At 71.3% G+C, this 19,139-nt stretch carries 16 protein-coding genes; 5 read left to right on the top strand and 11 right to left on the bottom strand.

Annotated features, from left to right (window positions below; genetic code table 11):
* Window positions 1-19 precede the first annotated feature (19 nt).
* Window positions 20-1,327, top strand: a complete 1,308-nt coding sequence (locus AC067M_RS42865; protein WP_478702420.1) for an MFS transporter — start codon at window positions 20-22, stop codon at window positions 1,325-1,327.
* Between the two features lie 16 nt (window positions 1,328-1,343).
* On the opposite strand, the gene AC067M_RS42860 is transcribed toward AC067M_RS42865, so the two are convergent.
* The 3 genes from AC067M_RS42860 to AC067M_RS42850 all read right to left on the bottom strand — a co-directional run bounded on the left by AC067M_RS42860 (window position 1,344) and on the right by AC067M_RS42850 (window position 3,858).
* The gene (locus AC067M_RS42860; RefSeq protein ID WP_478702419.1) at window positions 1,344-1,799 is read right to left on the bottom strand and encodes a Crp/Fnr family transcriptional regulator; all 456 of its coding nucleotides are present in this window, start codon (window positions 1,797-1,799) and stop codon (window positions 1,344-1,346) included.
* Between the two features lie 302 nt (window positions 1,800-2,101).
* On the bottom strand, window positions 2,102-3,580 hold the full coding sequence (locus tag AC067M_RS42855; protein ID WP_478702418.1) for an aminotransferase class I/II-fold pyridoxal phosphate-dependent enzyme: 1,479 nt from the start codon (window positions 3,578-3,580) through the stop codon (window positions 2,102-2,104).
* 32 nt (window positions 3,581-3,612) lie between these two features.
* Complete coding sequence (locus AC067M_RS42850) at window positions 3,613-3,858, bottom strand: hypothetical protein (RefSeq protein WP_478702417.1); 246 nt, start codon at window positions 3,856-3,858, stop codon at window positions 3,613-3,615.
* A 201-nt stretch (window positions 3,859-4,059) separates the two neighbouring features.
* On the opposite strand from AC067M_RS42850, the gene AC067M_RS42845 reads away from it, so the two are divergent.
* From AC067M_RS42845 to AC067M_RS42835, 3 genes are all read left to right on the top strand, one after another.
* The gene (locus AC067M_RS42845) at window positions 4,060-4,503 is read left to right on the top strand and encodes an ATP-binding protein (protein WP_478702416.1); all 444 of its coding nucleotides are present in this window, start codon (window positions 4,060-4,062) and stop codon (window positions 4,501-4,503) included.
* A gap of 191 nt (window positions 4,504-4,694) precedes the next feature.
* On the top strand, window positions 4,695-4,943 hold the full coding sequence (locus AC067M_RS42840; protein ID WP_478702415.1) for a DUF5133 domain-containing protein: 249 nt from the start codon (window positions 4,695-4,697) through the stop codon (window positions 4,941-4,943).
* Between the two features lie 108 nt (window positions 4,944-5,051).
* Window positions 5,052-5,888, top strand: a complete 837-nt coding sequence (locus AC067M_RS42835; RefSeq protein ID WP_478702414.1) for a DUF1206 domain-containing protein — start codon at window positions 5,052-5,054, stop codon at window positions 5,886-5,888.
* Between the two features lie 27 nt (window positions 5,889-5,915).
* Here AC067M_RS42835 and AC067M_RS42830 read toward each other — a convergent pair whose 3' ends face one another.
* The 3 genes from AC067M_RS42830 to AC067M_RS42820 all read right to left on the bottom strand — a co-directional run bounded on the left by AC067M_RS42830 (window position 5,916) and on the right by AC067M_RS42820 (window position 11,801).
* The gene (locus tag AC067M_RS42830) at window positions 5,916-8,174 is read right to left on the bottom strand and encodes an FUSC family protein (RefSeq protein WP_478702413.1); all 2,259 of its coding nucleotides are present in this window, start codon (window positions 8,172-8,174) and stop codon (window positions 5,916-5,918) included.
* A gap of 173 nt (window positions 8,175-8,347) precedes the next feature.
* On the bottom strand, window positions 8,348-9,694 hold the full coding sequence (locus tag AC067M_RS42825; protein WP_478702455.1) for an NAD(P)/FAD-dependent oxidoreductase: 1,347 nt from the start codon (window positions 9,692-9,694) through the stop codon (window positions 8,348-8,350).
* Between the two features lie 202 nt (window positions 9,695-9,896).
* The gene (locus AC067M_RS42820; protein ID WP_478702412.1) at window positions 9,897-11,801 is read right to left on the bottom strand and encodes an AMP-dependent synthetase/ligase; all 1,905 of its coding nucleotides are present in this window, start codon (window positions 11,799-11,801) and stop codon (window positions 9,897-9,899) included.
* A gap of 154 nt (window positions 11,802-11,955) precedes the next feature.
* On the opposite strand from AC067M_RS42820, the gene AC067M_RS42815 reads away from it, so the two are divergent.
* On the top strand, window positions 11,956-12,189 hold the full coding sequence (locus AC067M_RS42815) for a DUF6480 family protein (protein ID WP_478702411.1): 234 nt from the start codon (window positions 11,956-11,958) through the stop codon (window positions 12,187-12,189).
* A gap of 2 nt (window positions 12,190-12,191) precedes the next feature.
* On the opposite strand, the gene AC067M_RS42810 is transcribed toward AC067M_RS42815, so the two are convergent.
* The 5 genes from AC067M_RS42810 to AC067M_RS42790 form a co-directional block, all read right to left on the bottom strand.
* Window positions 12,192-13,283, bottom strand: a complete 1,092-nt coding sequence (locus tag AC067M_RS42810) for a glutamate--cysteine ligase 2 (protein WP_478702410.1) — start codon at window positions 13,281-13,283, stop codon at window positions 12,192-12,194.
* Between the two features lie 85 nt (window positions 13,284-13,368).
* The gene (gene glgB / locus AC067M_RS42805; RefSeq protein WP_478702454.1) at window positions 13,369-15,573 is read right to left on the bottom strand and encodes a 1,4-alpha-glucan branching enzyme; all 2,205 of its coding nucleotides are present in this window, start codon (window positions 15,571-15,573) and stop codon (window positions 13,369-13,371) included.
* Between the two features lie 8 nt (window positions 15,574-15,581).
* Window positions 15,582-16,949 (bottom strand): maltokinase N-terminal cap-like domain-containing protein, encoded by a 1,368-nt coding sequence (locus AC067M_RS42800; RefSeq protein WP_478702409.1) that lies wholly within the window; start codon window positions 16,947-16,949, stop codon window positions 15,582-15,584.
* Window positions 16,950-16,977: 28 nt separating this feature from the next.
* Window positions 16,978-18,714: a maltose alpha-D-glucosyltransferase gene (treS, locus tag AC067M_RS42795; protein ID WP_478702408.1), complete on the bottom strand. Its 1,737-nt coding sequence runs from the start codon at window positions 18,712-18,714 to the stop codon at window positions 16,978-16,980.
* The coding region (locus AC067M_RS42790) for an alpha-glucosidase C-terminal domain-containing protein (RefSeq protein ID WP_478702407.1) at window positions 18,711-19,139 on the bottom strand (429 nt) is incomplete at its 5' end. The genes AC067M_RS42790 and treS, both read right to left, overlap by 4 nt.

Here is a 19,139-nt window from a genome sequence, read left to right as displayed (position 1 = left end):
ACGAGCAACCAGGAAGCGCGTGGACACCAGCGAGAGCAGCACCGCACCGGGGACCGAGGACGAGAACGCCCGGGGACAGGAGAGGGCGGCGCGGCGTGGCTGGCGTCGGTGGGCGATGGACACCCGGCCGCTGCGCCGCCCGGCCTACCGCAGGCTGTGGTCCTCGACCATCGTCACGGCCGTCGGCAGCCAGCTCACCGCCGTCGCCGTGCCCAAGCAGATCTACGACATCACCGGCTCCTCGGCATGGGTCGGCTACGCCAGCCTCGCCGGCCTCGTGCCCATGGTGCTGTTCGCACTGTGGGGCGGCGCGGTCGCCGACACCGTGGACCGCCGCAAGCTGCTGCTGGTCACCAACGGCGGTATCGCCGTCACCTCGGTGCTGTTCTGGCTGCAGGCCGTCGGCGGGCTCGACTCGGTGGCGACCCTGATGGTCCTGCTCGCTGTACAGCAGGCGTTCTTCGGCCTCAACTCGCCCGCCCGCAACGCCTCCATCGCCCGGCTGGTCCCCGCCGACGAACTGGCCGCCGCGAACGCGCTCGGCTCGACCGTCATGCAGACCGGACTGGTCGCCGGACCGCTGCTCGCCGGCGCCCTCATCCCTGTCGTCGGCCTGCCCGAGCTGTATCTCATCGACGCCGTCGCGCTGTGCGTCACGCTGTGGGCGGTGCTGCGCCTGCCCCCGCTGCCCCCGCTGGTGGCCACGACCGTGCGCCGGGCGGGGATACGGCAGATCGCGGAGGGCTTCCGCTACATCGCCGGGCACAAGGTGCTGCTGCTGTCCTTCCTCGCCGACATCATCGCCATGGTCTTCGGCATGCCCCGCGCCCTGTTCCCGCAACTCGCCGCCGAGACCTACGCGTCGTACGGCGAAGGACTCGCCCTGGGCCTGCTGTTCGCGGCGATCCCCATCGGCGCGGTCCTCGGCGGGCTGTTCTCCGGCACCTTCTCGCGGGCCGGGCGGCACGGCTGGATGGTCATCGGCGCGGTCGTCGCCTGGGGCGCCGCGATCACGGGCTTCGGGCTGAGCGGCAGTCTGTGGCTCGCGGTGGTGTTCCTGGCCGTCGCGGGGATCGCCGACATGGTCTCGATGGTCTTCCGCGGGGCGATCCTGCTGTCCGCCGCCACCGACGAGATGCGCGGCCGGATGCAGGGCGTCTTCACCGTCGTCGTGGCGGGCGGCCCCCGCCTCGCCGACGTCCTGCACGGCACGGCGGGCTCGGCCTTCGGCCCGCGCGCGGCCGTCGCGGGCGGCGGCCTGCTGGTGGTCGCCCTCATGCTGGGCCTGGCCGCGGCGGCACCCGCCCTGCGCCGCTACCGGATCTGACGCGCGCGGGAAGGCCCTACAGCCGGCCGCGCCGCGGTGTCGAGTACACCTCCAGCAGTTTGCCCCGGGTCATCTCCAGCCGGTGCGCCAGGATCTCGGCGACGATCCGCACCAGCGACAGCCCCAGCGCCGGCTCCTCCTCGCACAGCTTGAGCACCGGCTGAGCCTCGAACTCGTAGGCCCGTACGGGACTGAAGGCCTCCGCGCTGAAGTCCCACTGGTACGGAGGGAAGAGCCAGGACCAGCCGAGCATGTCACCCGCGCTGAGGCCGGCGACGGTCACCCACTGCCGCGACGTCACCTCCTGGACGAGGGAGACCGCGCCCGAGCGGATCACCCAGAAGCGGTCGGCGGTGCCACCCGCGTCGAAGATGCGGGCGTCCTCGCGGAACTGCACCTCCCGTGCGAGTGTCATCAGGCGCTGGCGCTGAGGCGGGGGAAGGGCGGTCAGGAGTTTGGTCGCTTTGGTCATGGCGCGCAGCTCCTCGCCGACGAGCGGATGCGGTGCTTTCCCTACGCCCATTTCAGCCGCTGACGGCGCCACGGGCACCTCGGCGTGCGGGAGGTCTCCTCGCGGGCATGAAAAAGCCCTGGCTGGACGGGGGAGGCCAGCCAGGGCCGTCAAGGGTGGCGCCGGGGGACGGATACCGTCGGCCCCGTGACCACTTATGAATGAACGGTAAACCATCTACGCGGATTTCGCGTACTCGAAACCCGGCCGCGTGACCTGTTTCACTTCGCGGCGCTCCGATGTCACGTCATGTGCCCGCGACCTCACTCGGCGTCCCTCGCCGCTACCCTGACGGTCTCCAGTTCCGGGTCGCCGGGGTCGGGCAGGTGCATGCCCGCCGCGAGCCCGGTGCGCAGATAGCGCAGCACCGGTTCGGTGAGCCGTTCACCGGGGAGGACCGCCGGGATCCCGGGCGGGTACGGCGTCACCATCTCCGCCGCGATCCGCCCGGCGGCCTCGCCCACGGGCACGTCCTCGGCGGGCCCGAAGAACGCGTCCCGAGGCAACATGGCCTGCTCCAGGCGCAGTTCGGACGGCGGCGGAACGTCCACCCGCGGCGCCGGGGCCAGGTCCGGCGCGGCCCGCGCGAGGTCCTTGAGCGCGGCGAGCAGCTCGCCGGTCGTCTCCCGGTCGTCCCCGTGGGTGATCTGCGCACCGATGCGGCGGTGGTCGGTGAGGTGGGCGTCCAGACGCCGTTCCTCGCGCAGCCAGTCCGCCGCCTGGAAGCCGGTGATCCCGAGCCCGGTCACGTCGATGACGCCGGGCAACGGGTCGAAGTCGTCGGCCAGCCCGGGCCCGCAGAAGTCGGCGCGGTCGTTGACGTGCAGCCCGTCGATCTCCTCGATCGCCGCCCCGACCTCCGCGGCGAGGGCCAGCGTGCCGCCCATGATCTCCTGACCGCGCAGCGCCATCTGCCGACGCCAGCCGTCCAGACCCGCGAAGATCAGCACCGACGGGCTGGTCGTGCCCAGCAGGTCCGCGCGGTTCTTCAGCAGCTGCGGCGGGACCAGGTCGCCCTGGACGTGGAAGACGGATCCCTGCTCCAGGCCGCTGCCCATCTTGTGGATGCTCGTCACACAGATGTCGGCGCCCGCGTCCATCGCCCACGACGGCAGATCGGGGTGGAAGGGCAGATGGGCGCCCCACGCCTCGTCCACGATCAGCGGCACCGAGCGCCGGTGACAGACCTCGGCCACCGACCGCAGATCGGCGCAGGTGCCGTACGGCGTCGGACTGGTGATCAGCGCGCCCTTCGCGTCCGGGTGCGCCTGGAACGCGGCCTCGTACTCCTCGGCCGACGGGGGATGGGCGAGGTGGCGCCGCGCGTCCCAGCGGGGCTCGACCCAGACCGGCTCGATGCCGGAGATGATCAGTCCCGACACCACCGACTTGTGCGCGTCCCGCCCGACCAGCAGCTTCTCGTGCGGGCCCGCGACGGACAGCATCGCCGCCTTGACGGACAAAGAGCTTCCACACGTCGTGAAGAACGTGTGCTCGGCATGGACCGCGTCGGCCATCAACTGCTCGGCCTTCTCCAGCACCTGCCCCCGCGTGAGCCGGTCGTCGAGACCGCCCGAGGCCAGGACGTCACCGAGGAAGACCGCGTCCCCCAGCACCTGCCGTACCGCCGGGTCGGCGCCACGGGCCTGCTTGTGCCCGGGCGGCGTGAACGACAGCCGCCCCTTGCGGCGATAGTCGGTCAGGGCTTCCAGGATCGGTGCGCGGGTGTGATCGACAGCCATGGGGGGCGGGTTCCCTGGCCGACGGCCCCCAATCAGCGCGCGCCGCCGGCCGCCGGTCCGGCCTCCTCGGTGTGCGCCCCGGGCGTGACGATCTCGTCCAGCACCCTGAGCACCGCCTCGTAGGCCAGCCCCCGCACGACCGCCTCGCGCGCACCTCCTGGATCGGTCAGCTCCAGTTCCTCTCCCCGCGCCCGCCAGGTACGCGTCTCCTCTTCCGCGCAGGCCCTGGCGCGCTGGATACGGCGCAGCAGTTCGTCTGAGTCCACGACATCCGTCATGGCGTCCGCCTACCCCTTCGACGCACTTCGATGACCCCCCGATCACCTCTGGCTCAAAGGAAGCGGAACGGGCGGAAGGGGACGGAATGAAGCGCCGGGTCCGGTTTGACCAGCCACCGAACGGTGAGCCGGACAGAGGGACCTCTGCCGGGCCCGGCACTTCCAGACCAGCGAGGCAGCACGACTCAGGGAGCGAAGGGGATGCGTGCGAAGTACAGGACCGAACCCATCGACACGCCGGATGCCCGGGGCCGGCCCCACGGGCACGGACCGTGTCGTCCGGCCGACGTACGCAGGGCCATACGGTGCGCCGTGGCGTGCCGCTGCCGGGACACCGGCTCGCCGTGCGACGAGGACGGCCTCTCCGACGCGCTGCTCGTCGCCTCGGAGCTGACCACCAACGCCATCCTGCACGGTGGCGGCGTCACGGAGTACGACGTCCAGGTCGACGGACAGGCTGTGCGGGTGTCCGTCAGCGACCGCAGCGATCGACTGCCCGTGGCCACCGATCCTTTCGACGAACGGGGGCGCAGGCGCCCCGGCGGCCGCGGCTGGCCGATCGTCTGCCGGCTCTCGCGTGACGTCCGTGTGTCCGATCTGCCCGCCGGGGGGAAACGCATCACGGCCGTGGTGCCCGTGTTCTGAACTCGCCCTCACACACGTGTGTTTGCCGTGAAGGGCGGGGGGCAGACGCTGTGTCGTGCTTCGGACCGGAGGCGCGCCCGCGGAGCGGTACCACCGCATCGAGCGCCTTCATGGCGGTCCGGACGGTGTCCACGTCTCCGCGGTGTTCTCGATCGGTGTGACACCCCGAACGGACCCAAGGAGCGACACAGATGCTGAGGCCCCATCCCGCCGTCCTGCGCCGGCTCGTCGAGGAGTACGAGGCGTTGCTGGCAGTGGAGCAGACCACACGCGGGTCCATGTCGAACCCGCGGGCCCAGGACCTGGCGTACACCCTGTGCGTGTCGACCGGGACGCGTGACGTGAGACATGCCCTTCAGGCCGCCCGCCGCTGGCTCGCGGCGGCCGACCCCGCCGCCGAACGCGGTCCCCTGACCGGAGCGACGTCGGGGGCCGAATGACCCGGTAGTGGCTGGATGAACATCCTCCGGCCCCGCCCGCGCCCTTGGCCGGGCGGGGCCGCGTATGTCCGCCCCGGCCCGGGGCATCCGGATTTTCGGGAGGCCGAGATGAATACGAGGGTCATGGCACGCACCGGCCGCAGGGAGGCCGAGCGGGCGGCGAAGGGTTCGGTGGCGGAGGGTGCCGCCAGGGCGGGGTTCACCGCGAGGGGAGTGATCTACCTCCTGGTCGGTGTGCTGGCCCTGCAGATCGCCTTCGGCGACAAGGGAGAGCAGGCGGACCGGCGCGGCGCCCTCGCCGAGATCGCGCAGAAGCCCTTCGGCGCCGTCATGCTGTGGGCGCTGGGCATCGGAGTGGTGGGCATGGCGGTGTGGCGGCTGTCCGAGGCGCTGTTCGGCTCGACCGGCCCGAACGGCCGCAAGGCGCGCAAGCGGCTGCTGTCGCTGGTCCGGTGCGTCTTCTACGCGTTCGTCGCGTACTCCGTACTGGCGTTCGCAGCGGGGGCCGGGAACGGCGGCGGATCCAGCGACAAGCAGTCCAAGGACGTCACGGCCGAGGTCCTGCGGTGGCCCGCCGGACAGTGGCTCGTCGCCGTGGTCGGCGTCGGCGTCGTGGTGGCGGGCGTGTGGATCGCCGTACAGGCGCTGCGCCGGTCGTACCACGACAAGCTCAAGTTCGGTGAGCTGTCGGCCCGCGCGCGGCGGCTGGTGGACGTGACGGGCGTGGGTGGTGGCGTGGCCCGCGGCGCGGTGTTCGCGGCGGCGGGAGCCTTCGCGGTGCGTGCGGCGGTCGACTACGAACCCGACAAGGCCAAGGGCCTGGACGACACCCTGCGCACCTTCGCCGCCACCCCGCTGGGACCGTGGCTGCTGGTCTGCGTCGCGGTCGGGCTCGTCCTGTTCGGGCTGTTCTCCTTCGCGATGGCACGCTGGCGCCGGGTGTGACCCGGCAGGGGGCCGGGCCGGGCGGGATCACCGCTTCGGCTCGGCCACCGGCACCTTCAGCGGCCTGGCCAGGCCGACCACGCCCTCGTCGAGGCGCTGCAGATGCCGCAGCACCCGGTCGGTGACGCGCCCGTACCGCGAGGAGCCGGGGACGTCGGGCCCGAGCAGGGACGCGATGCTGGATCCCGTCCCGACCTCGCCCGCGTCCGGCTCGTTGGCCACGTGCGCGGCGATGACCTCCAGGTTGCGCGCGATGCGCCGGCCCGCCCTGCGCAGCCGGGGATCCGCCGCTATCGACGGATGGGTGGGCAGCAGCTCGGCCGTCGCGGCCAGGGAGCGCGCGTGGTACGCGCAGGTCTCGAGGAGCGCGACCACGTACAGCGCGGTGTCGCGACGGGTCCGCAACGGGGTGATCGGGTGGGTCAGCGGCTTCGTGGACGCCCGCAGATCGGCCACCGCCGTGTCCAGGTCCCGCGCCTTGTCCAGCAGTTCGGTCGCGGGCTCGCCGCTGAGCTGGTCGACGGCCGCCTCGGTGACGTCGGAGAGCCGGTCCAGCGCCGTGGCGAGCAACTCGTTGGTACGGCGGTCCGTGTGCACCGGCAGCACCAGCGCCGCCGCGACGACCCCGCAGGCCGCACCGAGCGCCGTCTCCTCCACCCGCAGCACCAGCACCGACATGCTGTAGGTGTGCAGCAGGGTGTAGAGCAGCCCCAGCATCGCGGTCACGAAGAACGACATCAGCGTGTACGACAGCGGCGCCGAGTAGAACATCGCGAAGATCAGCAGCAGCACCAGCCCGAACGCCGTCCAGGTGTGCTGCCCGACCACTCCCGCCAGCACGATGCCGGCGACGACGCCGAACACGGTGCCCAGCAGCCGACGGTACCCCTTGACCAGGATCTCGCCGGTGGAGGCTGTGTTGAGGAAGACGATCCAGCAGGTCAGCACCGCCCAGTACCAGCGATGGGTGGAGAGCAGCTCACCGCCGACGATGGCGAGCGCCGACCCCACCGCGACCTGCACGGCGGCACGGGTGGTCGGGCGTCGCAGCCCGGTGTCCCGCGCCTCCTCGTCCTCGCTCTCCTCGCCCGCGCCGATGGCCGCGTCCTCGGCGTCCAGCTCCTCGCGCGAGCGGGTCGTCGCGGGGGAGTCGTCGGACTCGTCGGACTCGTCCAGCGGTCCCTCCAGCGCGATCCTCAGGCCCAGGACGGCCCGCGCGCTCTCGCCGACGCCCCGGAAGGCGTCCTGGACGGCCGGTGACGCCGGCGGGAGGTTCTCCTCGTCGCGGTAGCCGAGGAGCCGGTTGCGGATCTGGGCCAGCGCGGTGCTCAGGCCCGCGCCGCCGGGCCGCAGCACGAGCAGCCGCAGCGACTGAAGGTCCCGGCGCAGCGTGACGGTGGCCTCGTCCCGCTCGGGCAGCGGCGCCGCCGCGGGAAAGGAGGCGCCCGGCAGATGCATGGTGAGCGTGTCCGCCCGCTCGGCGCTGCGCAGGTTCAGCAGGAGCAGGCCCAGCCGCTCGGCGGTGATCTCGGCGTCGGCGATCCGGCGCTGCACCAGCCGGGCCACGGCCTCGTCGGAGGTGCCCTCGCCCAGCCGGGCCTGGATCATCAGCGCGCTTTCGTGCAATCGCGCGGTCTTCTCGCGGGCGTCGTCCAGCGCCTTCTCCAGGTCGTCCGGATCCGCGTCCAGCAACTCGATCTGCGCGGTCAGCAGCTGGGCGAGCCGGGCCCGGAACGCCTTGCGCAGCCGCTCCAGGACACCGGTGGGCGTCTCCGGGACCAGGACGAAGCGTGCCAGCGCGCTGCATCCGAAGGCCACCGTGATCGCCGCGTACAGCTCGGGCAGTTGCCCGAGGGTGGCGCCGACGAACAGGGACAGGAAGTAGATCTGGAACCCGATCAGCCCGAGCGCCGTGCCGCGGTCGCCGAACCGGCGGATGTAGACCGCGCCGAAGATCAGCGCGACGAAGAACAGGTCACCGACGACGACACGCGTGTTGAGCAGCGCGCTCAGCGACACCGAGGCCAGCGCCACGGGCAGGCCCAGGGCGAGCGTGACGGCCTGCGGGCCGCGCTGCTTCTCGCGGATGGCGAAGGTGGAGACCATCGCCGCCATGGCCCCGGCCACCAGATGCGTCACATCGGCCCGCAGCAGGCTGAGGACGACCAGCGTCAGCACGATCGCCGACACGGTTCTGAGCCCGGCCGCCAGCCGCAGCAGCCCCGGATCGGACGCCGCGGCCCGATCCCGCAGCCCCGCCCACACCGACCGTCCCGCCACCCTCACGCCGTCGCGCTCTCCCGCCTAGCCTCGCACCAAGATCCCGCTGCCAGCATGGCATGCGACGCCCGACGAGTCCCGTCCGGGCACCGGTAACGGACGCCCCGGGGCCCGCCCGCCCGGCGAACGCCGTGTCGGACGGGCCCCGGCAGCCTGTCGGACGCTTCCCGACAGGCCTGTCACAGCTCCCGCTTCGGCGCCGCCTCCACCTGTTCCCGTACCTGCTCCGGTGTCAGATACGCGTCCGTGTACTCGAAGTCCTTGAGCGTGGCGGGCTTGCGGGCCTGGAAGCCGGTGCGTACGAAATCGTCGCCGGCCAGGGCGTTGAGCGTCCAGTTGGTCAGGACGCGGGCCTTGGCGACGTTCGTGCGCAGCGCCGACCAGTGGTAGCCGCGGGCGACGGCCTGCGCGGGCAGGCCCCGCAGTTCGATGCCGAGCGGCTTGGAGACGGCGTCGGTGCCGCCGAGGTCGACGACGAGGCCCAGGTCCTTGTGCACGTACGGCTCCAGGGGCCGGCCGCGCAGCGTGGCGATGACGTTGTCCGCCACATGCTTGCCCTGCCGCATGGCGTGCTGCGCGGTCGGCGGGCAGACGGCGGCCTCGTCGCCCTTCGCCTTGTCGGGCACGGCGGCGGCGTCACCGAGCGCGAAGACACCGTCGTTGCCGGGCAGGTTCATCTCGGCGGTGACCGCGAGCCGCCCGCGCACCGTCTCCGCCCCGAGCGTGCCCATCAGCGGACTGGCGGCCACACCGGCCGTCCAGATCAGCGTGCGGGTGGGTACCACCCGGCCGTCGGTGAAGGTGACCTCGTCCGGGCCCGCCTTGTCCAGGGAGACACCCAGGGAGATCTCGATGCCGCGTCGGCGCAGGATCTCCTGGGCGCTGCGGCCCAGCTTGTCGCCCAGCTCGGGCATCAGCTTCGGGGCGATGTCGATCAGATGCCACTTGATCAGCGACGGGTCGATGCGCGGATAGCGCTTGACGGCCGCGTGCGTCAGCCGTTGCAGACAGGCCGCGGTCTCGGTCCCCGCGTAACCGCCGCCGACCACCACGAACTGCAGCCGGGAGGCGCGCTCCGCCGGGTCGTTGCTCGCGTCGGCCAGGTCGAGCTGGGAGATGACGTGGTCGCGGACGTAGGCGGCCTCCGCGAGTGTCTTCATGCCGAAGGCGTGGTCGGTGAGGCCGGGGATGTCGAAGGTGCGGGTGATGCTGCCGGGAGCCAGCACGATGTAGTCGTACGGCTCGTTGACTATCTGTTCGGTGATGGTGCGGATGACGCAGACCTTGGACTTGAGGTCCACGCCGATCGCGCCGCCCGGAATGATCCGGGTGCGGTACCTGCGGCTGCGGCGCAGGGAGACGGCGATCGACTGGGGTGTCAGCACACCCGAGGCGACCTGGGGCAGCAGGGGCAGGTAGAGCTGGTAGGAGAACGGCGTCACCAGGGTGACGTCGGCCTCGTCAGGGGCGAGTTTGCGTTCCAGACGCCGTACGCACTCCACGCCGGCGAAGCCCGCGCCCACCACCAGGATCCTGGGTCGTGTCACGATGTTCCATCCCTTCTGCGGCTCCAGGCGGTATGCCTCAACGCCATTCGCGTGCCCTCGGATCGCGTCTTGGCACCTCATTGATCCCAACGCGCACGGAGCCTTCCCGCCAGCCGGGCACGGCAGGCAGACGAACGCGTGCGCCCAGCATGATCCTCGGCCGGGAAAAGGGGAACCGCTCCTACCGGAACACGTTGTCCGAGTCGTCCCAGCTCAGTACGTCTTCGACCGGGTTCTGCCGGGGCAGCGGAGCGCGTGCTTGGTACATCGCCTCGATCTCCGCCGCGTAGTGCTGCACGATCGAGTCCCGGCGCAGCTTCATCGACGGCGTCAGCAGCCCGTTGGACAGGTCGAACGGCTCCGGCAGCACCCGGAAGGCGCGGATGGACTCCGAGCGGGAGACGGCGCTGTTGGCCGCGGCCACCGCCCGCCCGATCTCGTCCCGCAGCGCGTTCTCCTCCCGTGCCTCCCGGCTGGGCGTGTCGCCCTGTATGGCCAGCCGGCCGCGCCAGTGCGCCAAGAAGTCCGGGTCCAGGGTGATCAGCGCGCCCACGCAGGGCCGGTTGTCGCCCACGACCACCGCCTGGTGGACGAGTGGATGCATCCGCAGCCGCTGTTCCAGCAGGGCCGGGGCCACGCTCGTGCCGCCGCTGGTGATGATGACGTCCTTCTTGCGCCCGGTGATGGTGAGATAGCCCTCGGAGTCCAGATGCCCGAGGTCACCGGTCGCCAGCCAGCCGCCCCACAGGGCCGCCCGGGTCGCGGCCTCGTCGCCCACGTAGCCCTGGAACACCGAAGGACCGCGCACCAGGATCTCGCCGTCCTCGGCCACCGCGATCTCCGAGCCCGGCAGGGCCTGCCCGACCGTGCCCGACTTCTCCCGGCCCAGCGGCTGCATGGTGATGCCGCCGCTGGTCTCGGTCAGCCCGTAGCCGTCGTGCACGTAGATGCCGATGCCCTCGTAGAAGAGGGACAGCTCGCGGTTGAGCGGGGAGCCGCCCGACACCGCGCGGATCACCCGGCCGCCGAACGCGGCGCGCAGCCTGCGGTACACCGTCCGCTCGTACAGCGCGTGCTGCAGCCGCAGGTCGAGACCGGGACCCGACCCCCGGCCCAGCCGCTGCCGTTCCAGGGCCGCGGCGAAGTCCCGTGCCGTCTCGGCGGCCCGCTCGAACAGCGCGCCCCGGCCCGCCTGTTCGGCGGTGCGCAGGAACGTCTTGTAGATCTTCTCGAACACGGACGGCACGGCGTAGAAGTACGTCGGCCGGAACGACCGCAGCGCCGACGCCAGTGCCTCCTCGCCCAGTTCGGGCTCATGCCCCAGCAGCAGACCGCCGCGCAGACACAGGCCCTGGATCATCAGGCCGTAGACGTGGGAGAACGGCAGGAAGGCGAGGACGGCCGGCTGCTCTCCCGGCCGCGCCGCCGTGTGGCCCCAGCCCGCGAGGAGCGTGTCGCACGGGTTCGCCAGGCCCCGGTGGCTCAGCGCGCAGCCCAGCGGGCGGCCCGAGGAGCCGGAGGTGTAGGCGACGACCGCGGTGGAGTCCGGCATCACGATCCGGCGCAGCGAGTCCACAGTGGCGAGCGGTACGTCCTCGCCCCGCGCCACCAGCTGCTCCAGCGCCCCGGCGTCCAGTTGCCACACGTGCCGCAGCGTCGGCAGCATCGCGCACACCGAGCCCACCGTCATGACGGTCTGCTCGTCCTCGACGACCACGCCGACGCAGCCGGAGTCCCGCAGGATGAACTCCACCTGGTCGCGCGACGACGCGGGCGGGATCGGGACGACCTCGGCGCCCACCGCCCACAGGGCGTACGCCAGCACCGTCCACTCGTACCGGGTGCGGGCCATCACCGCCACGCGCTGCCCCGGGGAGATTCCGGAGGCGATCAGACCTTTGGCCAGATCGACCACTTGGTCACGCAGTTCGATCGCGGTCACCGCCTCCCACCTGGCAGAGGCGGGATCGGACCGACGCGCCAGCACCGGCAGGGCGGGGGCGCGGTCCGCGGTCTCGAAGACGCTGTCGGCGAGCCCTCCGGCCAGGGGCGAGACGACTGGGGGAGCGAGAGCGAAGTCGCGCATGCACTGCTCCTGACGTGTACGGGGTGTGACTCCACCGACGAGAACCGTCATCGGCGGTGGTCGAATGTAGCCCAGGTGAGATCCGGATGGTGCCGGGAATCAAGAAGTATTCCGACGGTGGGTGGTCCGGGGCGGATCGGGGGACTCGGACGGCATGAGTCACATCAATCCCGATCCCGAGCCCGAACGCACCACCGGTCTCGAACCCGGTGGGGGCGTACCCCCGGGCGAAACCCCACCCGCGGAGAGCAGCCTCCCAGGGGCCGGACCGCGGGAGACGCACAACCCTCCCAAGGGCTGGGCGAAGGCGCCACTGACCCTGATCCTCGGCCTCGTCGTGCTGATCGCGGCCTTCTTCCTGGTCTACGCGCTCATCCTGATCCTCTGACCTCAGCCGGCCTGGGTCTGGCGCACGCACTCCGTGACGACGTCCCGCAGGCTGCCCGTCCGCTCCAGCAACGCGCGCTGTATCTGGGCCCCGTTGCCGTGCCGCAGCAGATCCCGGCAGGTCGTGCGGGCGAGGTCGAGGTCCCCGGTGTCGCCGAGCGCGTCCTCGACGTGCTCCAGCAGCGCCCGTACGACGATCTCGGCGGGCGTGCGCCGCATGGTCGTCGGGTGCAGCAGCTCGCCGGTGAGGCCGGAGCGGGCGGCCCGCCAGTCGGCCAGCCGCAGCAGGCTCACGCTGTGGTCGACCGGCTCCCGGCCGGCCCGCCACTCCCGGGCGGCCGTCTCGACGAGGCCGCGGGCGAGCGCCGCTATCAGGACGGCCGTGTCGGCGTGCAGACACACGTCCGACACGCGGATCTCCACCGTGGGATAGCGGGGGGACAACCGGGCGTCGAAGTAGATCATGCCCTCGTCGAGGATGGTGCCCGTGGCCACCATGTCGGCGACCCGCCGGTGATAGCGCTCCGGTGAGTGGAACAGCTCCGTGGGACCGGCCGACGGCCAGCGCTGCCACACCCGGCTGCGATAGCTGCTGTAGCCCGAGTCCCGGCCCATCCAGAAGGGCGAGTTGGTACTCAGTGCCATCAGTACCGACAGCCACGGCCGGACCCGGTCGACGACCGCCACCGCCTCCTCGTCCGACTCGACCGACACATGCACATGACAGCCCATGACGAGCTGTTCACGGGTCGCGATCCCGTAGTGGTCCGCCATCCACCGGTAGCGGCGGTTCATGCCCACCGCGGGGCTCACCGGCAGCGGAGACGTCGCGAGCGCGGCGACCGCGCACCCGGTCTCCCGGGCGTGCCGGGCCGCCTCCTTCCGGCAGCGGACGATCTCCTCGCCCAGCGCCTCCATGCCCGACTGCGGATGCGTGGCGAACTCCAGCATCTGGTCGTGGAGTTCCTTCTCGAAGACGTCCTGCTCCTTCTCCTCCCGCTCGGCGTGGGCGAGGACAGCGGCGGAGAGCGCCTGCGGTTCGCCGGTCTCCGGGTCGACCAGGAGGAGTTCCTCCTCCACTCCGACGGTGCGCACGGGATGCAGCCCTTTCTGCTGGCCTACTGCGGCGACGACGGGGACGCCCCGGTCGTACGCCCCCGAATGCCCCGTCGGGCGTGGTTCACACGGGGTAAGGCATCAACCACACCGTGGCAAGAGGTGGCAGCGTGAGCCCGATCGACCCGTCCACCGGCTTCACCGGGTCCGGGTTGGTCACGTCGCTGCCGCCGTAGCGGGCGGCGTCGGTGTTGAGGACCTCCAGCCAGGCGGGGACGTCGTCGGGGATGCCGAGGCGGTAGTCGTGGCGCACCACGGGAGAGAAGTTGCTCACCGCGAGGAGCGGGGTGCCGTCGGCGTCGTACCGCAGGAAGGCGAAGACGTTGTCGTCGGCGGAGTGGCAGGCCACCCACCTGAAGCCCGACGGGTCGGTGTCCCGCTGCCACAGGGCCGGGGTGTGGCGGTAGAGGACGTTGAGGTCGCGGACGAGGTCACGCACACCCCGGTGGTCCGGCTCGGCGCTGTACGCCGGGTCGAGCAGCCACCAGTCGGGACCGTGGGCCTCCGACCACTCGCCGCCCTGTGCGAACTCCTGCCCCATGAAGAGCAGTTGCTTGCCGGGGTGGGCCCACATGAAGCCCAGGTAGGCACGGTGGTTGGCGCGCCGCTGCCACCAGTCGCCCGGCATCTTGGAGACGAGGGCCTGCTTGCCGTGGACGACCTCGTCGTGGGAGATCGGCAGGACGTAGTTCTCGCTGTAGGCGTACACCATCGAGAAGGTCATCTCGTGGTGGTGGTACTTGCGGTGCACCGGCTCGTGCCTGATGTACTCCAGCGAGTCGTTCATCCAGCCCATGTTCCACTTCAGGCCGAAGCCGAGACCGCCGCCGTCGGTCGGCCGGGTCACCCCGCCCCAGGCGGTGGACTCCTCGGCGATGGTCACGACACCCGGCACCCGCCGGTACACGGTCGCGTTCATCTCCTGCAGGAACGTCATCGCGGCCAGGTCCTCCCGGCCGCCGTGGGCGTTCGCCTCCCACTGCCCGGACTCCCGCGAGTAGTCGAGGTACAGCATCGAGGCGACCGCGTCCACGCGCAGGCCGTCGATGTGGAACTCCTCGCACCAGTACACCGCGTTGGCGACCAGGAAGTTGCGCACCTCGGTGCGCCCGTAGTCGAACTCGTAGGTGCCCCAGTCCGGGTGCTCCGCGCGGCGCGAGTCCCCGGGCTCGTACAGCGCGTCCCCGTCGAAGCGGGCCAACGCCCAGTCGTCCTTGGGGAAGTGGGCCGGAACCCAGTCCATGATCACACCGATGCCGGCCCGGTGCAGGGAGTCGATCAGATACCGGAAGTCGTCCGGCGTGCCCAGCCGCGAGGTCGGCGCGTAGAAGCCGGTGACCTGGTAGCCCCAGGAGCCGCCGAAGGGATGCTCGGCGACCGGCATCAGCTCGACATGCGTGAAGCCGAGGTCCTTGACGTACGGCGGCAGCTGCTCGGCGAGGTCACGGTACGTCAGCCCCTGCCGCCAGGACGGAAGGTGCACCTCGTACACCGAGAACGGGGCCTCGTGCACCGGCGTGTCACCGCGGTGGGCCAGCCACTCCGCGTCGCCCCACTCGTAGTGGGAGGCCGTCACGATCGACGCCGTGTCCGGCGGCACCTCCGTGCGCCGCGCCATCGGGTCGGCCTTGAGGAACCGCTCGCCGTACCGCGAGGTGATCTCGAACTTGTACTTCGTGCCCTCGCCGACGCCCGGCAGGAACAGCTCCCACACCCCGCACGCGCCGAGCGACCGCATCGGGAACGCCGTCCCGTCCCAGCACGTGAAGTCCGCGGCGACCCGCACGCCCTGCGCGTTCGGCGCCCACACCGTGAACCGGGTGCCGTCCACGCCCTGGTGCGTCATCGGCTCGGCCCCGAGCGCCTGCCACAACTGCTCGTGCCGCCCCTCCCGGATCAGATGCAGGTCCAGCTCACCGAGCGCCGGCAGGAAACGGTACGGGTCGTGCACCTCGTGCTCGTCGCCGCCGTACACCACCACCAGCGTGTACGCCGGGATCGCGTCGAGCGGAAGTACGGCGGAGAACAGGCCCTCGCCCTCCGAGGTGAGCGCCGTGCGCTCGCCGTCGATCACGACGCTCACGGCGTCGGCGAACGGGCGCAGGGCACGGAAGGCGACCCCGTCCGGCACCGGATGCGCGCCCAGCAGGGCGTGCGGGTCGTGATGGGCACCCGACAGCAGGCGCGCACGCTCGCCGGCGTCCAGGGCGGGGGCCGTCGGCGGGATCGGGCCCGCCGACTCGGGGAGCGACGTGTCGCGCAGTGCCACCATCGGGGTCAGCCTCCTCGGACGGCGAGACGTTCGATCGCCGCCATCGGTACGGGAAGCCAGGCGGGACGGTGCCGGGCCTCGTAGAGAACCTCGTACACGGCCCGGTCCGTCTCGTAGGCACGGAGCAGGGCGTGCTTCTTGCGCGGGTCCCAGCCCGCTCGTACGGCGTAACCGGCGCAGTAGGCCTCGCGGCAGCGGCGCGCCCACCCGGGCCGCCAGGGGCGGCGCTGCCGGGCGGCGTAGTCGAAGGAGCGCAGCATGCCGGCGATGTCCCGCACGGGGGAGTGGACACTGCGCCGCTCGGCCAGCGGACGGGACGGCTCGCCCTCGAAGTCGATGACGAACCACTCGCGCCCCGCCCGCAGCACCTGACCCAGGTGCAGGTCGCCGTGGATGCGCTGGGCGCTCGGCCCGGAGTCGCAGGCGACGAGGGCGGCGAACGCGGTCCGCAGCCCGGGCACGAACGGCCGCAGGGCGGGCACGGCGAGCGCGGCCGCCTCCAGCCGCTCGGTCATCGCCGTCGCCATCGCCCCGCCCCCGCCGGGGTCACCCCCGGGGAAGGCCGCGGCCAGCGCCAGGTGTACGTCGGCGGTCGCCCGCCCCAGCTCGTGCGCCTCCGCCGTGAAGTCCTCGCCCCGGGACAGCGCGTGCAGGGCCAGCGTCCAGCCGTCCGAGGCGTCGGGCAGGAACGGCTGGAGCACGCCGAGCGTCGCCTCCTGCGGCTGCGTCGTGCGGAACCAGGCCACCGGCGCGGGCACCCGCCCACAGCCCTGGCCGGCCAGCGCGACCGGCACCTCCAGGTCGGGGTTGACGCCCGGCTGGATGCGCCGGAAGACCTTCAGGATGAACGCGTCGCCGTACACCAGCGAGGTGTTGGACTGCTCGGCGTCCAACAGCCGCGGCGCGAGGCCGGAGGGCAGCGGCACCGCCGGGTCCGAGTGGAAGTGCAGGGGACCCAGCGTGCCGGGGTGCCGCATCCGCTCAAGGAGCAGATGCGCCGAACGGGGGTCCAGGAGCGCGTCGTAGACCGTCAGACCGGCGAACGGACCGCTGTCCGCCCGTCCGATCAGGGCCCGGCCGAGACGCGGCGACAGATGCTCCTGCACTCCGATGAGGAGCTGGTAGCAGTCGCCGCCGGGCGTGGGGGTGCCGCCGCCCGGAGTGGGGACCGGCGCGTGGTCCGCCTGCACCAGCAGGTGCAGACAGCCCGGATACAGCTCGGTCATGGACAGCAGACGCAGATCCGTGACCGGTCGGTCCTTGCCGGCGAACCAGCGCTGCCGCGGCAGCCACTCGCGCAACAACTCCCCGAGCGACGCCATCGGCTGGGCGATGCCGGTACTGCTCGGGTCGAGAGATGCGGTCTTCGGCATGGTGACGCGTCCTTTCCTCGGCGCACGCTCAGTGGCGGCGGCCGATGCGGGATGCGACTCGGGCGAGCCGGAACCAGTAGAAGCCGTGGCCCGCGAGAGTGAGCAGGTACGGCAGTTCGCCGATGGCGGGGAAGCGCACCCCGCCGAACAGCTCGACCGGGTGGCGTCCCTCGAACTCGCGCAGGTCCAGCTCGGTGGGCTGCGAGAACCGGGAGAAGTTGTTCACGCACAGCACCAGGTCGTCCCCTCCGTCCTGTGTCGAGGGGGCCTCCCGCAGGAACGCCAGGACCGCGGGATTGGAGGAGTGCAGCTCGGTGTAGGACCCCAGTCCGAAGGCAGGATTCTGCTTGCGGATCTCGATCATGCGGCGGGTCCAGTGCAGCAGCGACGAGGGCGAGCACATGGATGCCTCGACGTTGGTGACCTGGTAACCGTGGACCGGGTCCATGATGGTCGGCAGGTAGAGGCGGCCGGGATCGGCCGTGGAGAAGCCCGCGTTGCGGTCGGGAGTCCACTGCATCGGCGTGCGCACCGCGTCGCGGTCGCCGAGCCAGATGTTGTCGCCCATGCCGATCTCGTCGCCGTAGTAGAGGATCGGCGAGCCGGGCAGGGAGAGCAGCAGGGCGGTGAACAGCTCGATCTGGTTGCGGTCGTTGTCGAGGAGGGGCGCGAGGCGGCGGCGGATGCCGATGTTGGCGCGCATGCGCGGGTCTTTGGCGTACTCCGCGTACATGTAGTCGCGCTCTTCGTCGGTGACCATTTCGAGCGTGAGCTCGTCGTGGTTGCGCAGGAAGATGCCCCACTGGCAGCTGGAGGGGATCGCCGGGGTCTTGGCGAGGATTTCCGAGACCGGGTAGCGCGACTCGCGGCGCACGGCCATGAAGATGCGGGGCATGACGGGGAAGTGGAACGCCATGTGGCACTCGTCGCCGCCGGAGGCGTAGTCGCCGAAGTAGTCGACGACGTCCTCGGGCCACTGGTTGGCCTCCGCCAGCAGCACGGTGTCCGGGTAGTGGGCGTCGATGTCCTTGCGCACCCGCTTGAGGAACTCGTGGGTGGCCGGGAGGTTCTCGCAGTTGGTGCCCTCTTCGGCGTAGAGATAGGGCACGGCGTCGAGCCGGAAGCCGTCGATGCCCAGATCCAGCCAGAAGCGCAGGGCCGCCAGGATCTCCTCCTGCACGGCGGGGTTCTCGTAGTTGAGGTCCGGCTGGTGGGAGAAGAAGCGGTGGAAGAAGTACTGCCCGCGCACCGGGTCGTACGTCCAGTTGGACACCTCGGTGTCGACGAAGATGATCCGCGCGTCCTGGTACTGCTTGTCGTCGTCGGCCCACATGTAGTAGTCGCCGTAGGGCCCGTCCGGGTTGGCGCGGGACTCCTGGAACCACGGGTGCTGGTCGCTGGTGTGGTTCATGACGAAGTCGATGATGACGCGCATGCCGCGCTGGTGGGCGGCGTCGACGAACTCGACGAAGTCGGCGAGGTCACCGAACTCGGGCAGGACGGCCGTGTAGTCGGAGACGTCGTAGCCGCCGTCCCGCAGGGGTGACTTGAAGAAGGGCGGCAGCCAGAGGCAGTCGACGCCGAGCCACTGGAGGTAGTCGAGCTTGGCGGTCAGGCCCTTGAGGTCGCCGATTCCGTCGCCGTTGCTGTCCTGGAAGGAGCGGACGAGGACCTCGTAGAAGACGGCGCGCTTGAACCAGTCCGGATCCCGGTCCTTGGCCGGTGTGTCCTCGAAGGTGTCCGGAACGGGCGAGTTGACAGTCATGACGCTCTTGACCCTCCGATCTGCGGTGCGGCTCGCCTGACGTGGAGCACATGGGCCGGCGCCCGGCCGGGATCCAGGCACACGTAGTTGGTGCTGCCCCACTGGTAGGTGGCACCCGTCAGCTCGTCGTGCACGGACAGGGACGCGCCCTGGTCCAGGCCGAGGTGCGGCATGTCCAACGAGACCGTCGCCTCCTGGGTGTGGTGGGGGTCGAGGTTGACGACCACGATCACCGTGTCGGCCCCAGTGCGCTTGCTGTAGGCGATGACGGCGTCGTTGTCGGTGTGGTGGAAGCGGAGGTTCCTGAGCCGCTGCAACGCGGGGTGGTGGCGTCGGATGGTGTTGAGTTTGGTGATGAGGGGGGCGATGGTGCGGCCCTCGCGGGCGGCGGCCTCCCAGTCGCGGGGGCGTAGCTGGTACTTCTC

Source organism: Streptomyces sp. NPDC043427, assembly GCF_056436655.1.
The sequence above is the reverse complement of the archived record's forward strand: the minus strand, read 5'-3'. Positions and strand labels throughout refer to the sequence as shown.

Coding starts and splice junctions, on each gene's coding strand:
- treS (WP_478702408.1), bottom strand. CDS start 18,714: ATGACTGTCAACTCGCCCGTTCCGGACACCTTCGAGGACACACCGGCC.
- AC067M_RS42850 (WP_478702417.1), bottom strand. CDS start 3,858: ATGACGGATGTCGTGGACTCAGACGAACTGCTGCGCCGTATCCAGCGC.
- AC067M_RS42845 (WP_478702416.1), top strand. CDS start 4,060: ATGCGTGCGAAGTACAGGACCGAACCCATCGACACGCCGGATGCCCGG.
- AC067M_RS42800 (WP_478702409.1), bottom strand. CDS start 16,949: ATGCCGAAGACCGCATCTCTCGACCCGAGCAGTACCGGCATCGCCCAG.
- AC067M_RS42840 (WP_478702415.1), top strand. CDS start 4,695: ATGCTGAGGCCCCATCCCGCCGTCCTGCGCCGGCTCGTCGAGGAGTAC.
- AC067M_RS42860 (WP_478702419.1), bottom strand. CDS start 1,799: ATGACCAAAGCGACCAAACTCCTGACCGCCCTTCCCCCGCCTCAGCGC.
- AC067M_RS42855 (WP_478702418.1), bottom strand. CDS start 3,580: ATGGCTGTCGATCACACCCGCGCACCGATCCTGGAAGCCCTGACCGAC.
- AC067M_RS42835 (WP_478702414.1), top strand. CDS start 5,052: ATGAATACGAGGGTCATGGCACGCACCGGCCGCAGGGAGGCCGAGCGG.
- AC067M_RS42820 (WP_478702412.1), bottom strand. CDS start 11,801: ATGCGCGACTTCGCTCTCGCTCCCCCAGTCGTCTCGCCCCTGGCCGGA.
- AC067M_RS42815 (WP_478702411.1), top strand. CDS start 11,956: ATGAGTCACATCAATCCCGATCCCGAGCCCGAACGCACCACCGGTCTC.